This window comes from Paradesulfitobacterium aromaticivorans (assembly GCF_054657415.1).
The window spans coordinates 334,880-349,795 of record NZ_BAAHYT010000010.1 but is presented as its reverse complement, the minus strand read 5'-3'; the positions used below and the strand labels follow the sequence as shown (position 1 = coordinate 349,795).

Sequence of the window (14,916 nt, the reverse complement as noted above, 5' to 3'; positions counted from 1 at the left end):
AAAAAACCTTCGTAAATCTTACGAAAAAATAAAATTCGGGGACGGGCAAGGGTTTTACCCCAAAGATGTAGAATTGCACTAATAGGATTGTGCCAGACTGCAGAAATTAAGACAATAGCGGAGAGGAGGAAGACCGTGACCGAAATTCTAAGCCAGTTTCGTCTTTTTGACTGGACCAGTATTCTTGATGTTGTGGTTGTCGCGGTCGTAATTTATCAGTTGCTCATGCTGATTAAAGGTACGAGGGCTGTGCAACTGTTAAAAGGAATCCTTGTTCTCCTCATTGTTTCCAATGGCGCGGATTTTTTGCATTTGGGCACAATTAGGTGGCTCCTTGACCAGGTGTGGCAAATGCTGTTTATCGCTTTGCCGGTAGTTTTCCAGCCGGAACTGCGCCGGGCTCTGGAACAGCTAGGGCGGGGCAAGTTTTTTGCCCGCCATCCTTTGACTTTGGGTAATGAGGCTTTGGAACGCCTGACGGAAGAGATGGTACGCTGCACACAAGTTCTGTCCAAGAACAGGATCGGGGCTCTGATCGTACTTGAGCGGGAAACCGGGGTTCAGGATTTTGTTGAGACAGGGATTAAAATTGACGGCATGGTGTCTTCCGAGTTCCTGGTCAACATCTTTATTCCCAACACTCCCTTGCATGATGGGGCTGTTATCATCCGGGGAGACCGGGTGGCTGCTGCCGGGTGTTTCCTACCGTTGTCGGAAAACCCCAATATCCAAAAAGAGCTGGGCACACGGCACCGCGCAGCTTTAGGACTCACGGAAGTATCTGATGCCTTGACTATTGTCGTTTCGGAAGAAACAGGGGCTATTTCAGTAGCGATTGACGGATCTCTTACACGCTTTTTGGATGATAAAATGCTGCGCGATTTACTCACCAGGGAGCTGCAAAAAAAGAGTACAACTCCGTCCATCCCGTTCTGGAGGTGGTAAGCAGTGCACGAGGTCTTAAGGCGCAATGTCGGATATAAGGTCGCTTCTCTGATTCTTGCCATCCTGGCCTGGCTTTTGGTTACGAATCAATCTTCTGACCGGGTTTTGAACGGGGATCAGATGACAGTACCGCTGGTTATTAGGAACCAACCTTTTAATTCGATTGTGATGACCAAACTTCCTTCAGTGAGGGTACGTTTAAGGGGAAATAATCCAAGTTTTAATGTGAAAGATCTTTTTGCCTATGTGGATCTTTCAGGAGCAACTCCCGGGGAACAGACGTATACCGTGAGTATGGACGCTCCACCCGGAATCCAGGTTCAGGATATCCAACCCAACAAAATTACTTTACAGTTGGATACGGTCCAAGAAAAAGCAATCCCGGTGCAGGCCATGATCACCGGTGAACCGGCTGAAGGCTTTGTTCTGGGTAATCCGATGTTGAAACCGTCTGTGGTCAATGTGAGAGGCCCGAGTACAGTTTTAAGCACCCTGGACAAAGTGCTGGTCGAAGTGAATGTGGCCGGAGCTGCCGAACCCCTGCAGGTGTCGCACCCTGTCCTTTTCCGGGATAAAGGAGGGAAGCCTATCTATGGGCCTGATCCGGGAGTGGAGATTCTGACGGCTTCACCCGGTATTATTGATGTCATTGTTCCGGTCCAGCCTAAGAGTTTTGCCAACAAGATGATTCCTTTACGGGTTACAAGCAAAGGTGCGCCCGCGGCAGGGATGGTCTTAAGGTCGCTTGTGCCGGTGCCTGTAAGTGTGCAGGTGTTTGGCACCCCTGATGCCTTGAAGGGGTTTGACTCTCTAGCTTTAGGCCCGGTGGATATCACCGGCATAAGTGAAGACAAAGTGTTCCAAATAGGGACAGATAAAGTGGCTCTGCCCGCCGGAGTCTCATTTGCGGCCGGAACCAATATTACGGTACTGGCTCAGGTTGGCCCTGGAGTTCAGGAAAAAAGTGTAAGCGGGATCAATGTTCAAGTGCGCAATGTTGATGCTGCGCTTGAAGTCGAACAGGCGCTTCAGCCTGTGAGCGTCACTGTTAAAGGACTGCCTGAAGATCTGGTCAAATTAACTCCTGAGCAAATACAGCTTTGGGTTGATGCCACCGGCCTAGCGGCAGGGAGCTATCCGGATACTAAAGTTTACTGGCAGCTTCCACCCGGAATCGAGATGGTGCCTGTGCCGAATGTGACGCTTAGCCTGAAGGCCAAGCAGTAGAACACAAAGGAGAATACGACTTGGATCTGATCTGGACTAACCTTAGGGTGCCGGTGGAGGATGGGGAGGAAGTGCTCCTGCCTTTGATGAGTCATAAATTGAGAGTACCGGCGAACAGTGTTTCCGGGCTGCGTCTCCTGCGCCGTTCGGTGGATGCGCGAAAAAAGCCCGGACTCTTTTTTGTCTACACGGTTGAGTTTTCATTGGACCTTCCGCTTAAAGAAGTGCAGCGGATTCTCGTCCGCGTGCCGGAACTAAAGCCAAGGCCGCTTGAGGAACAGGCTCTGCGGCCACAGCCGTCCGCCAAGTTGACTAACCGCCCGCTAGTCGTGGGCACAGGGCCGGCCGGATATTTTGCAGCGTTGGCTCTGGCCCGCTCGGGTTATCACCCACTGGTGCTGGAGCGGGGAGACAGGATTGAGGCCAGAGAGCAGAAAGTGCAGGGGTTTTGGCAGACAGGGGAGTTAGATCCGGAGAGCAATGTCCAATTCGGCGAAGGGGGAGCAGGGACTTTTTCCGATGGTAAGCTGACAACCAGAATTCAGGACAGGCGCATTAAAGAGGTCTTGGAGATTTTTGTTAAGCACGGCGCACCTGCGGAAATTCTGTTTCTGGCCAAGCCGCATATCGGAACAGATATCTTAAAGAGCGTGGTCAAGAGCATTAGAGAAGAAATCGAGTCTCTTGGCGGAGAAGTTCGTTTCCGCTCCAAAGTGACTGGCTTGCACCAAAGCGGGGGTAGGGTGTCAGGAGTCCTCGTAAACGGGACAGATGAAATACCTGCTGAAGCGGTCATCTTAGCTGTCGGGCACAGTGCTCGCGACGCTTACGCATTTTTGCAGCGGGAAGGCATAACTTTAGAGGGAAAGGCGTTTGCCATCGGGCTTAGGGTTGAGCACCCGCAGGCTCTGATCAACCTTTCCCAATACGGTGTTGAAGAGCATCCCAAACTTGGCCCTGCAGATTATCAGGTGACGTATCAGGACTTGGCCAGCGGGCGGGGGGCTTACGCTTTTTGCATGTGCCCGGGTGGGCGGGTAGTGGCTGCAGCCTCGGAAGCCGGCGGAGTTGTGATCAATGGCATGAGTGAGTACCAGAGGGATAGCGGTACAGCTAACAGCGCTATTGTCGTAACGGTGGGGCCGGAGGATTTTTCTTCCTCGGATCCGCTGGCCGGGGTTGAGTTTCAGCGCAGGTGGGAACAGCGGGCATTCAGAGCCGGAGGGGAAGCTTACAAAGCGCCTGCGCAAAGCGTTCAGGATTATTTGCACCGGCGGGTCACGGGCAGCTTTCAGTTTGAGCCAAGCTATCTGCCAGGGATTATCCCTTATGACTTGCACAAGGTGCTGCCGGATGCGGTCGGGATGGTGCTGGAGCGGGCTCTCCTTAACTTTGACCGGAAGATCAAAGGCTTTGCATCTGACCTGGCTATTCTTACCGGGGTGGAAACGCGCACGAGCGCACCCGTACGGATCACGCGCACGGAAATCGGGGAGTCAGTCGCCCTCGGCGGGCTTTACCCGGCAGGGGAGGGGGCTGGCTATGCCGGAGGAATCATGAGTGCAGCAGTAGATGGTTTGCGGGCAGCCGAACGGGTGATGAGCAGGTATGAACCTTTAGAGTAAGGGAAGGAGAAGGAATTTGGGCAAGTTGTTTGGCACAGATGGCGTACGCGGAGTTGCGAACCTGGAACTTACCCCGGATTTGGCTTTCCGGCTTGGGCAGGCTGGGGCTTATGTCCTCAGCAAAGAGCACCCACACCCGCGCATCGTGATTGGTAAAGACACCCGCATTTCCGGGGATATGCTCGAAGCATCACTAATTGCAGGTATTTGTTCCGTCGGGGCAGATGTGTTGAAGGTGGGGGTATTGCCTACGCCCGGGATTGCTTTTTTAACCCGCACCCTTGACGTAAGCGCCGGGGTGGTGATCTCTGCTTCCCATAATCCGGTTAAAGACAACGGAATCAAGTTTTTCTCCGCAACCGGTTACAAGCTGCCGGATGCAATCGAGGAAGAAATTGAAAACATTGTCTTAAGCAAAGAAAAGCCTTGGGAAGTTCCGGTCGGGGAAAATGTTGGGCGCGTGCTTGAGATAACAGATGCTGACCGGCGCTATATCGACTTTCTGAAAAACGCTGCCGGGCCTTTAGATGGCCTTAAAGTCGTTCTCGACTGTGCCAATGGGGCCGCTTTCCGTGTGGGTCCGGCAGTGCTCACAGAATTGGGTGCGGAGGTTATCCCGATCTTTAATAACCCGGACGGAGTGAACATTAACGCCGGATGCGGCTCCACTCATCCGGAGGAGTTGCAGCGGGCGGTAAAAGAGCATAAGGCAGACCTGGGCCTGGCCAATGACGGGGATGCCGACCGCTTGATCGCGGTCGATGAAAAAGGGGACTTAGTGGACGGGGACTTCATCATGGTGGCATGCGCTCTCGACCAGAAGGAACAGGGCAAGCTGGCTGAGGAGGCTATCGTTGTCACCGTGATGAGCAACCTTGGACTGCATTTAGCTTTGCGTAAGGCCGGGATAAAGATCTATGAAACCCAGGTCGGAGATCGCTATGTAATGGAAGAACTTTTGCGCACGGGAGCGAAGCTGGGCGGGGAGCAATCCGGGCATATTATTTTCCTGGAGCACAATACGACCGGGGATGGTTTGCTCACGGCTCTTTACCTTTTGCGCGTGCTTAAGCGTAAAGGCATGACCTTGTCCCAACTGGCAGCCCAGATGCAGCGACTGCCTCAAGTGCTGCTTAATACTAAAGTTAAGGACAAAGAGCGGGTCATGCAGGATGAGACTGTGCTTAGGCAAGTGGAAGAAGTGCGGCAGACCCTGGGGGACCAAGGCCGGATTTTGGTGCGGCCCTCCGGTACAGAGCCGCTGCTGCGCGTGATGGTGGAAGGTCCAGATGAGGAAGAACTTAATAAGCTAGCGCAAAGTGTAATTGAGGTGATCCGGGAGCGGGATGTGTAAGTCCTGCTTCCTTCCTTGTTTCTGGCTGCTAGTTAACTCTAATAGTTTTGGACGTTTTTACGACATATTTTTACTGGCTATTTTTTTTGAAGTGCGTATAATTGATTCATGTGTGTTTAATTATTTTTTTCACAGGGATTAAACGATGATCAATCAAGAGCTAATATGGGAGCTAATCCTATCAGGAGGTGAATTGGGAGGTCATATAAGGAGGTGATCATATAGAGAGATGCAAAGAAGTAGAATAATTTAATACTGAAACTTTAGTAAAGCGCCTGGACCATTTTCGAACATCGAGCATCGAACATCGATTTTGGTTGACGAGGAAGAGGTTTATCGAAAGATTCGGCGGATGCCTCTCGGTGGCTTGTCACCGTAAGGCTGGCTCCAAATACGCAAAGCGATTTGTGGGACAAAAGCCAGTCACAAGCATATGGGTAAGCAAAATATATGTCTGTAATCGAATAAGTTTTTTGAGAATATGAGAAAGTTTCCACTAACAAAGGTTAGGTAAGTTGAATAGATTTTAAGGTAAACTTCTCAAAAGTTCGAGAGGAGAGTTTGAATAATATGTGCGGGATAGTAGGTTATATTGGAAAAAAGGCCGCAGTTCCTATTTTGGTGGACGGCCTCAAAAAGCTTGAATACCGGGGTTACGACTCAGCCGGAGTTGCAGTGCTTGACCAAGAAGGGATTTTGGTCACCAAAAGTGTAGGCAAATTAGCTAATTTAGAAGATAAGATCGGAGAGGACTTCTCCCAGGCAGTTATTGGCATCGGGCATACCCGTTGGGCAACTCATGGCCGCCCGTCAGATTTTAACGCGCATCCCCATTGCGATTGTACGGGAGATTTTGCGGTTGTGCATAACGGAATTATTGAAAACTACCTTGAGCTTAAGGAATCACTGCTTGAAAAAGGACATAAATTTTTGTCTGAAACCGATACGGAAGTAATTGCCCATCTTGTGGAAGAAGCTTACGCTGAGGACATAGAACAGGCAGTTCGCCAAGTTCTTACGCAAATCAAAGGTTCGTATGCGATGGTAGTGATTAGCCGCCGCGACCCCGGACTGTTAGTAGCAGCGCGCAAAGACAGCCCGTTGGTAGTGGGCTTGGGGGAGGGAGAATTTTTCATTGCGAGTGACATTCCAGCTATTCTAAGCCATACGCGCAAGACCTATATTTTAGCAGACGGGGAAATGGTGGTTCTGAGTGAACAAGGTGTTAAAGTCACCGACTTCGAGGGGAACGCCCGCACTAAGGAAGTTTATGAGGTCAAATGGGATGCAGTGGCAGCAGAAAAAGGCGGGTATGAGCATTTCATGCTCAAAGAGATCTTCGAACAGCCACGGGCCTTGCGCGATACCATGAGCGGGCGGCTCGAAGATGACAGGGTAGTGCTGCAAGAAGTGGACTTGTCAGCAACTGAGCTAGCTAAGATTAATAAAGTGTTTATTGTTGCCTGCGGCACCGCCTCCCATGCCGGGCTTGTGGGTAAGAACCTGATTGAGCGCTGGGCCCGGATTCCGGTTGAAGTAGACATTGCTTCGGAATTCCGCTACCGCTCACCTATAATTGATGAGCATACCCTGGTAGTAGTGATCAGCCAATCAGGAGAGACTGCGGATACTCTGGCGGCTTTGCGTGAGGCCGGAAAGCAGGGAGCGCGCGTAGTTGCGGTTACGAATGTAGTCGGCAGCTCAGTTTCGCGCGAAGCGGATGATGTGATTTACACCTGGGCCGGTCCGGAAATCGCTGTGGCTTCGACCAAAGCTCACGTGACCCAACTGCAAGGGATGGTCATGTTTGCCTTATATCTGGCGCAAGCGCGGGGAACTTTGCCTACAGAGAAAATCTCTACAGTTATTTCAGCCCTTAAAGAAATCCCGAGTCAAGTACAGGAAGTGCTCGACCAAGATGAACTCATCAAAGAAATGGCCCGGAGTTTTGTAAATGTGGAAGACACCTTCTTCATCGGGCGCGGGCTGGACTGGGCTGTAGCCATGGAAGGGTCTCTGAAATTAAAAGAGATCTCCTATATCCATGCCGAAGCTTATGCAGCCGGGGAGCTTAAGCACGGAACTTTAGCCCTAATTACAGAAGAGACTCCGGTAATCGCGCTTGCTACCCAGCGCGATGTGTACGAGAAAACCCTCTCGAATATCAAGGAAGTTAAAGCACGTGATGCGGAAGTAATAGGGCTAACTTATAAAGGAAACGCCGATATGCAGAAGCATGTAGACCATATGGTTTATATACCGCAGACGCTCGATGAACTGGCTCCGATTCTCACGGTAGTGCCGCTCCAGCTTTTGGCCTACTATGTATCTGTAGCCAGAGGGTGTGACGTCGATAAGCCGAGGAATTTAGCTAAGAGCGTGACGGTGGAGTAAGAGAAGGGGGAGACCCCTTCTTTTTGTGTAGCGTTGTAAAGTCTGGTGAAGTATAAACATACTTAGGAGCACTTGCTTTTATCTTCGTCACTTGAAGAAAAAGTTGGTGCTTTCTAGTTTTAGGTTCACAGGCATTAACAAGGCGATGGGGGCTTTTCGTCATGCTTAAAGTTTTTGATTCAATTAATGAAGGATTTTGGTTCAAAGTGGAGAAATATGTTAAGTATTTAGAATTCTGTCGGATTAACCAGACGGGGGACAGGATAATGTTTTTTGAAAAACAAGAGAAAAAAGAACCACAAGAGCATGCGACTCTAAATGTAAATAAAGATAACGATAAAGAAAAGAAACTAAAAGACCTTTTACAGGAAAGCAAGCAGGTATTTTTGAACGAACAGAAAGAAGCGTTTACCAGGGCCTTGTTTGATTTGCTGGATTACAGTTTACAGCCGAGCAAGGAAACAGCAGAAAGGCTTGAGCGTTTTTTTCATACTTTGCATGGAAGCGCTGCAACTTTGGAAGTTACATCACTAGCTGAACTGGCAGCGGAATACGAAGAGTATATAGATAAGACCAAAGAAAGCAAAGATTTATCAGAAAAGATTCTGGTCAAGTTGCTTAAAGGCCTGGCACTTACTCATCGGAGTTTGGAGCAATTGCACGGGCAAAATCCTATGGCGCAAGGAATAGCTGAAGGGGCCAAACAGGCTAAAGAAGATATCCAAAAAGAAGACTATAAAGCCACTATTCTCTTGATAGGTTCCGATAACGCACTGAACGAACAACTAGAAAAGTCTTTTTTCGAGCAAGGTTATTCATTATTTGTGGGCAATTTTCAAGTAACTAAATCTACAATGAAAGAAGAAAAAATCGACCTGGTTCTTTTGGATGTTAGAAAATCTCAAAATGATGTTATGGAACACATAGCCAAAGTTCATGAGGAGCAAGGTGAAGTGCCTATTTTATTTATTGCTCCTCATTCTGTGCCAGAGGATAAAATTAAGGCCCTAAAGGCCGGGGTAGAGGATTATATTCCGGAGCCATTTACGATTGAACAACTTATAACTCGGATCAATCTTGCCTTGAAAGGATGTCACCTTCCGAATGTTCCCTATGTTGATAGCCTTACCGACACTTATACCATTGAGTACTTAGAAAAACAACTGAAGGTAAGGGCCAGTCAAGAACAGGGTTATGCATCGCTAACGCTAATCGATCTCAGTTGGATCAAAGAAATTAACGAATCCCTAGGCTACTCCTCAGGGGACGTAGTCCTTAAGGAATTTATCCGGAAATTGCAAGACAAATTGGAGGAGAATAATGAAGTATACCGTTTGACTGGATTAGAATTTGCTATTTTGCTACCGGATCAAAATACTGAACAAACTGCAGAAAAGTTGCAGAAAATTAAAAGTGATATCGGAACGATGAAATTCCGGCATAGAGGTACGGATATCCCATTGAGGCCTTCCTTTACGTCGGGAATTGTCATGTTCGCCTACGAAGATAATTTTCCGCTGACCAGTATATTGGAACGGGCACGTCAGGCGCTGAATTTAGCTAGGAGCACTGGACAAGAAATTGTAGTTTACAACGATTCGCTAAGGAGGAAAAAGAAAATTCTGTTAGTAGAGGACACCGATTTTATTGTTTACTATGTTCAGGGTAAGCTGCAAACCATGAACATAGAAGTGCACAATGCAAAAGACGGAGAAGAAGGAGTTAGAAAGGCCCAAATTGAGCGGCCGGATTTAATGATAATTGACCTGATGTTGCCCAAGATGGATGGTTTTGAAGTCTGCCGCCAAATAAAGGCTAACCCCAAAACAAGGGACATTAAGATCATCATTATGTCTGCCCGGAAAAGCAAAGAAGATGTTCTCAGGTGCTTTAATCTCGGAATAGACGATTATATTGTCAAGCCGTTTGCACTCGAGGATCTTGAACAAAGAATAAAGCGCCTGCTGTAAATTGCAGGGTTTGAAAGAAATAGAGAGGGAGAATAGGTTGAAGAAAATACTTGTGGCTGATGACGAAAAATCTCTGAGGATGCTGATTTCGGGCACTCCATTAAAAATGTCATGAATAATATCTTGCCGAGTTTTTTGAATGTCAATCACGCTTATCAAGAAATATCTTTTCTCGATAAAAATGGTAATGAAACCCTGGTTGCCACTAATAATAAAGTGCAAATAAAGGCTCCAGTCAACTAAAGCGAGGATAATTTTCAGGGGGTTATCCGGCACCGAGCCGGGGAGGTACATGTCTCTTTTGATGGCAATTCCGTACTTATCGCGAGCCCAATCTACGATAGATACTGTCAAGACTTCTACATCTGGCCACACCGAAGTCGGTCAGGGGACATTGTTAACTTTTATCCCTCTTAAACTCGATGATCACAAGTGGTTTTTGATCACTTATTCCAGGAGCTATTTGAACGACCGCTTTAAAGATGAGTTGGATCGCTATAAACGGAATAAGACCCTCTTTTCAGTGGCCTTTATTGATCTGGATTTCTAAACAGCCTCTGGCTTATGCTGGAAACACTATCTCCGTCACATTTAGCTGTGGTATTAAGGAAGTGGACGAGAAGGATAAATCGGTCAGCCAACTCCTTGGCATGGTCGATGAAGCGATGTATGCCGCCAAAAATGCTGGAAGAAACAGGGCTATAGTTATTTTATCTCAGAAGTCCGGTAAAGGGGATATCGTCGAGGGGTTATACTGCGGAGCAGATGATTATGTGACCAAACCATTTTCTATGGCTGAGCTGGAGGCCCGTATTATGCGTGTTCTAAAATGTTTTGATTTTGTTAAAGCAAAAAACAAACCATTGCACGCGTAGCTTCATGAATTGTGTCAAGTTTGTACCCTCGACTTTTTTGGGTAATCCCAATTAAGTCAAACTTATCTGCTCTGACTTGGATTAATAACCTTTCGAGGGATGTAAGACAAGAAATTGCGCCATTACCGGAACCCCCTGCCGCTGCTATGGCGATGACGGGTTTTTCCTCTAAGAATGTTTTTTCCTTCGGGGCCTCACAGCGACGTATCCGATCATAAAATGCTTTCGCTGATTCACTCATATCTCCCCAATAAACTGGGGTTATGATAATAAAAGCATCGCTATCAGCCATCGAGGCATGTAAATTTTGGAAATCATCGTGCACTTGACACTCGTTTTTGCTGCGGCAGGTTCCATGGCCGTTACCACAGGCTTTACAGTGACCAATTTTGAGCCGATTGAGGTTCACTATAACAGCTTCGGCACCGGCTGCTTCTGCTCCTGCTTTGGCCATATTACCACAGGCTGCTGTCAAGCCATCTAGATTTGGGCTACTTGTAAAAATCATTACCTTCATGAAACATTAGGCGATGGATACCCCAGAGAGGGGAGGAAATCGCCCGTCCTCCTTTCTATCAATAGACACTTTGATCTTTCCAATAGTTTAAGCTTCTTAGCATTTGCTGATGCGTGGACTTTCGTTCCATCTAATAAGCGCAAATCAAAATACCCGCTGGCTCGCCGGCCAAAGATAAAGCACTCTTGTCCTTCGAACAAAACCTTATCAAACAGCCTAAACCCTTTGACGTATTTCGGTGCCTTATTTTCCTGCCTAATTCCACCCTTGCGGATTGTTGCCTTATGCAATTGCCGGTTCTGACCGCGCACCTGCTTAATTAAGTACCAAGTTCCATCCGTAATAGCCATCGGACTTCCGCTAATACACCGGGCATCTATGATATGGGATTTTTCCAATCCTGCATCGATCCGTGTATTCTTCGTGATATACCCATAACTTAGTCCCACATTTGGATACATTTCTCTTAACCTATTGTAGAACGCCCACCTCATGATGCCCATAAAGGCCGCGTCCCGGAAAGACTGGCCTCGCTTTACTTTAAAGGTAATCTCACCCCGATGGTGTTTATCGTGGCATATCTCGCAAAGCGTGATAAGGTTATTCGGTGCATCTCCGCCAGTCTTTCGACTCTCGATGTGATGGACATTGAGCACAGGGTCTTTACTTTTCCCATGGCAGTGTTGACAAATATGCCCATCACGCCAGAGCACAAATTCCCGCACATTCCAAAATCCTAGTTGTTCGCCTTGCTGGTAACCTTCACCCTGGACTTCCGGATTCTTTATCTTCTGGATATCGAACTGGGCCACTTCCACCGTGGTTTGAGTCACCGGAAGTATGGAATACACCAATTTTACCCCTTTAAGGTGATTCTGCACCTTGTTTTCTAGCGATGGAGCGAGCCATCCTTTCGTTTTCTTGCGATTTAGAAACCGGGCCTCCCGATACCTTGTTGTGCGGTTACGCCTGGCCTTCCGGAATTCTCTCGTGTGGATAATAATTCCGGAATATTAGTTCGCAAGACAACCTGAGCTTCAAACAAAACCTGCTTTTCAGTGGTACTTGATAGTCCAATAGCTTTCGCTCCGGCATCGATCCCCAAACTAATAGGTTGAGTGTACCCACTGGAGCAGTAGATTAATTGAATGGTAAATGGTTCTCGTTTGACAACACGGGCCTTGCCCGTTTTAAGTAATAACCTTACTTTTCTGGGGTTACAAGGCATTAACGGGTTGCCATGTTTGTTAATTACGTAGACGAACATAACGCCTACCTCCTTTCGGAGTACTTTGTCCATCGCCAATGTTAGAAAGGCTTGTCAAGTCGGCAACACTGTTCCTACCCTCAGAACTGTTTAATCACCGACGGCAGTTGCATGGAACTTGGACTCGCATTCCATGGTGCCATGACCTCTCTAACGTAGTTCTCGAAGAACTCAGGCTAGTCAACTAGGCTTTTACAAGCCTCCCTCTTCAGAGGGGGGTGATTGACCTTTCACAATCCTTTATCGTTTATCTTTCTTAGTTTGAAACATAAGTGTATTATATCAGAGGTTATTTCAAAAGAACAAAAAAATACTTATGTAGCAAACAGATGTACCCTATAATTCTGGACACCTAAAGTGTTATAATCAAGTTAACACCTGAATAAGGAAGTGTCAGTATGGATAATGAGAAATTTCAGGATCTTATGTTAGATCAATTTGCCAAACTATTCAAAGAAGTTCAAGGGGTAAAAAGTGAGCTAAAGACTGAAGTAGCCGGGCTAAAGACTGAAGTAGCCGGGCTAAAGACTGAAGTAGCCGGGCTAAAGACAGATGTAGCTGAATTAAAGACTGATGTTAGAAATATAAAAGACAGTCAAATTCGCATGGAAAATAAATTTGACGAGCAGATCGCTGCTTTACACGACTTTAGAATTGCCCAAGAGCAGATAAACCAAGAGGTTAAGGATGCCCTAGCTTCATTGGGGACAAAGGTGGAGGAACTCCAATTTGATGTAAGAGCAAATGATGAAAAGCTGGAAAATGTATCAGACGATATCAACTTTTTGGCTCGCAGATCCCTCCTCCAAGAAAAACAACTTAAGGTATTGAAGAGGTTTAAGCAATCCTAACAAGCACTCTATCTCATATTGCGTAGTAAGTGATGGGGCTGTCCCGGAAGTAAATTTCTGGGACGCCCCTTTCTCTGATTCGTCAGAAGTCAGAGAATAGCCAGGGTGATGGTGAAATAGGCCTAAGAGGCATGGTCGGCATACGCCGGAGTAGGATGTTCTTTCTTATTTGCTGCCTGATAATATTTTACGGATACCAAAATGTAGACGATTGCGGCCAATATTGTACTTGCATAGTTGATGAGTGCGAGTAATGAGCTTGGGTAATAATTCCCGTAAACATAAACCCCCAAAACTTGGGAGCCAACCAGCGCTCAAACCATGCCCCACTGGGGAGGAGAAAATTCACTTCTGGAGAAGTCCTTTTTCAAATAACCACCCAGCAAATACACGGTGAAAATGCCCCAGCCGATGGTGATGACGTAAGAAAACATAATAATAAAGTATGATAAAACTTTTATGTCAAATGAATAATACATTTGTAAATACATTGCGATTCTGTAAAAACTCAAGCCAAACAGACACGTAATGGGAATCACCAGAAAATAAGCGGGGAGAATTGGCTTGCCCGGTAAACTGTTGGATTTCAACTGTAAGTAAATGAGGTATGCCAATTTAGCCAAGAATAAGAAAAATCCCATACTTAAAGTAAAAAATGATGCAAATGCTGCGATGGAAGCGATCACTCTGTTGCTTGAGATCGCAGCGATGCCTGTGCCCGTTAGATTAACCAACGCAAATGCAAAAACGTCCAGCAACCATACGAAATTTAATTTACTCATATCAATGGTCTGGCTTAACCAGATTTTTAGAACCTTAAATTCCAGTTTGAGAAGGATAAACCAAAGGAATGCAAAGAAGATTAAAGTGGGTAGCATTAGGGTTTGAATACATAATCGTTTTATTTGCTATGCAATTGATGCATAGCTGGCCTGTTCACTGATTGATCAATTTGCGAATAATCCCGATCAGTAAAAGCACTGGATGAGGTAAACGGGAATCTTTAGGGTATGTTAATATTATTGGGAATGAGGAGTTAAGGGGGATTCCTTGCAGGTGCTGCTGTTCTAATTCCAGATTAATTAGGCTTTCCGGAAGGATGCTGCAGCCAAAGCCACTGAGGAGAAGGGTTTTGATCCCTTCCAAGGAATCAACGGTTATCGGGGCTTCAGCAGAGGAGAGCTCCGGTGGCAACAGTTCTGTATATTTTTTGGTAAAGGAATAGGTTGAAGGAGGGAAGAGAAAAGGGGGAAATTCAGCAACTGCTCCAGCGATATCGGTTATTTTGCCGGAACGATCAGGGATTGCTGGGTTAGGTTGATACATTTCAGGTGAGGCACTGGCTTGACCTTTGGCTTTTAGGTTAGGCTTGGCCGGGGTCACCAGGAACAATTGTTCCTGGTACAGCGGTTCCAGGGTCAGCGGTAAATTTTCGGCAGGTTCCATTCCACAGAAGAAGGCGAGGTCAATTTGCCCTTCGGTCAAAAGCTGGGGTAAATCGGCATGGGGATGAGTGCGGATTTGGATTTGGAGGCTGGGGTAGCGGCGATGAAATTCCCCGGCAAAACGCGGTAAAAAATATTGGCTTAAAAAGCTGTCGGCAGCAACGGTAACAGTCCCCTGGCGCAAATCCCGCAGGTCTTGGATCGTACGGGTTGCTTGTTCGAATGTATGAATGATTTCTTCGGCATAGGCAAGAAGCTTGCGCCCGGAGTCGGTAAGGGATACATGATTAGCCATCCGTATAAACAGCGGCAGTCCGATTTCTGTTTCCAAAGAGGATATCTGGCGGGAGACAGCCGGCTGGCTTAAGTATAGCTCTTTGGCGGCCTTTGAAAAGCTGTGCCAGCGGGCGACTTCATAAAAGGCTTTGAGCTGTTGGATATCCATG

The 14,916-nt window shown here is 47.0% G+C and carries 11 protein-coding genes and 2 pseudogenes; 9 read left to right on the top strand and 4 right to left on the bottom strand.

Features of this window, described 5'->3' with window-relative positions; all coding sequences use genetic code 11:
• The first annotated feature begins 135 nt into the window (after positions 1 to 135).
• The 8 genes from cdaA to ACYQ2N_RS07040 all read left to right on the top strand — a co-directional run bounded on the left by cdaA (position 136) and on the right by ACYQ2N_RS07040 (position 10,390).
• Complete coding sequence (gene cdaA / locus ACYQ2N_RS07075; protein WP_459998444.1) at positions 136 to 945, top strand: diadenylate cyclase CdaA; 810 nt, start codon at positions 136 to 138, stop codon at positions 943 to 945.
• 3 nt (positions 946 to 948) lie between these two features.
• A complete protein-coding gene (locus tag ACYQ2N_RS07070) occupies positions 949 to 2,172 on the top strand; it encodes a CdaR family protein (protein ID WP_459998443.1) in 1,224 nt (407 codons plus the stop codon).
• 20 nt (positions 2,173 to 2,192) lie between these two features.
• Complete coding sequence (locus ACYQ2N_RS07065) at positions 2,193 to 3,797, top strand: NAD(P)/FAD-dependent oxidoreductase (protein WP_459998442.1); 1,605 nt, start codon at positions 2,193 to 2,195, stop codon at positions 3,795 to 3,797.
• Between the two features lie 16 nt (positions 3,798 to 3,813).
• On the top strand, positions 3,814 to 5,151 hold the full coding sequence (glmM, locus tag ACYQ2N_RS07060) for a phosphoglucosamine mutase (RefSeq protein ID WP_459998441.1): 1,338 nt from the start codon (positions 3,814 to 3,816) through the stop codon (positions 5,149 to 5,151).
• A 570-nt stretch (positions 5,152 to 5,721) separates the two neighbouring features.
• Positions 5,722 to 7,545 carry a glutamine--fructose-6-phosphate transaminase (isomerizing) gene (gene glmS, locus ACYQ2N_RS07055; protein ID WP_459998440.1) on the top strand — a complete coding sequence of 608 codons (1,824 nt, stop codon included), beginning with the start codon at positions 5,722 to 5,724 and terminating at the stop codon, positions 7,543 to 7,545.
• Positions 7,546 to 7,706: 161 nt separating this feature from the next.
• On the top strand, positions 7,707 to 9,515 hold the full coding sequence (locus ACYQ2N_RS07050) for a response regulator (RefSeq protein WP_459998439.1): 1,809 nt from the start codon (positions 7,707 to 7,709) through the stop codon (positions 9,513 to 9,515).
• Between the two features lie 301 nt (positions 9,516 to 9,816).
• On the top strand, positions 9,817 to 10,065 hold the full coding sequence (locus ACYQ2N_RS07045) for a hypothetical protein (RefSeq protein ID WP_459998438.1): 249 nt from the start codon (positions 9,817 to 9,819) through the stop codon (positions 10,063 to 10,065).
• Positions 10,049 to 10,390, top strand: coding sequence for a GGDEF domain-containing response regulator (locus ACYQ2N_RS07040; protein WP_459998437.1), 342 nt, complete (start codon positions 10,049 to 10,051; stop codon positions 10,388 to 10,390). Before ACYQ2N_RS07045 ends, ACYQ2N_RS07040 begins: the two co-directional genes overlap by 17 nt.
• Here ACYQ2N_RS07040 and ACYQ2N_RS07035 read toward each other — a convergent pair.
• Positions 10,359 to 10,898 (bottom strand): flavodoxin family protein, encoded by a 540-nt coding sequence (locus tag ACYQ2N_RS07035; RefSeq protein ID WP_459998436.1) that lies wholly within the window; start codon positions 10,896 to 10,898, stop codon positions 10,359 to 10,361. The genes ACYQ2N_RS07040 and ACYQ2N_RS07035 overlap by 32 nt on opposite strands.
• Positions 10,899 to 10,903: 5 nt before the next feature.
• Positions 10,904 to 12,135 (bottom strand): annotated as a pseudogene (gene iscB / locus ACYQ2N_RS07030) (RNA-guided endonuclease IscB).
• Between the two features lie 437 nt (positions 12,136 to 12,572).
• On the opposite strand from iscB, the gene ACYQ2N_RS07025 reads away from it, so the two are divergent.
• A complete protein-coding gene (locus ACYQ2N_RS07025; protein WP_459998435.1) occupies positions 12,573 to 13,025 on the top strand; it encodes a hypothetical protein in 453 nt (150 codons plus the stop codon).
• Positions 13,026 to 13,147: 122 nt separating this feature from the next.
• Here the strand turns inward: ACYQ2N_RS07025 and tsoY are convergent.
• Together tsoY and ACYQ2N_RS07015 are read right to left on the bottom strand one after the other, a co-directional pair.
• A pseudogene (tsoY, locus tag ACYQ2N_RS07020) lies at positions 13,148 to 13,915 on the bottom strand (selenoprotein TsoY); the annotation flags it as partial.
• Positions 13,916 to 13,961: 46 nt separating this feature from the next.
• On the bottom strand, positions 13,962 to 14,915 hold the full coding sequence (locus ACYQ2N_RS07015) for a LysR family transcriptional regulator (protein WP_459998433.1): 954 nt from the start codon (positions 14,913 to 14,915) through the stop codon (positions 13,962 to 13,964).
• Between the last annotated feature and the right edge of the window lies 1 nt (position 14,916).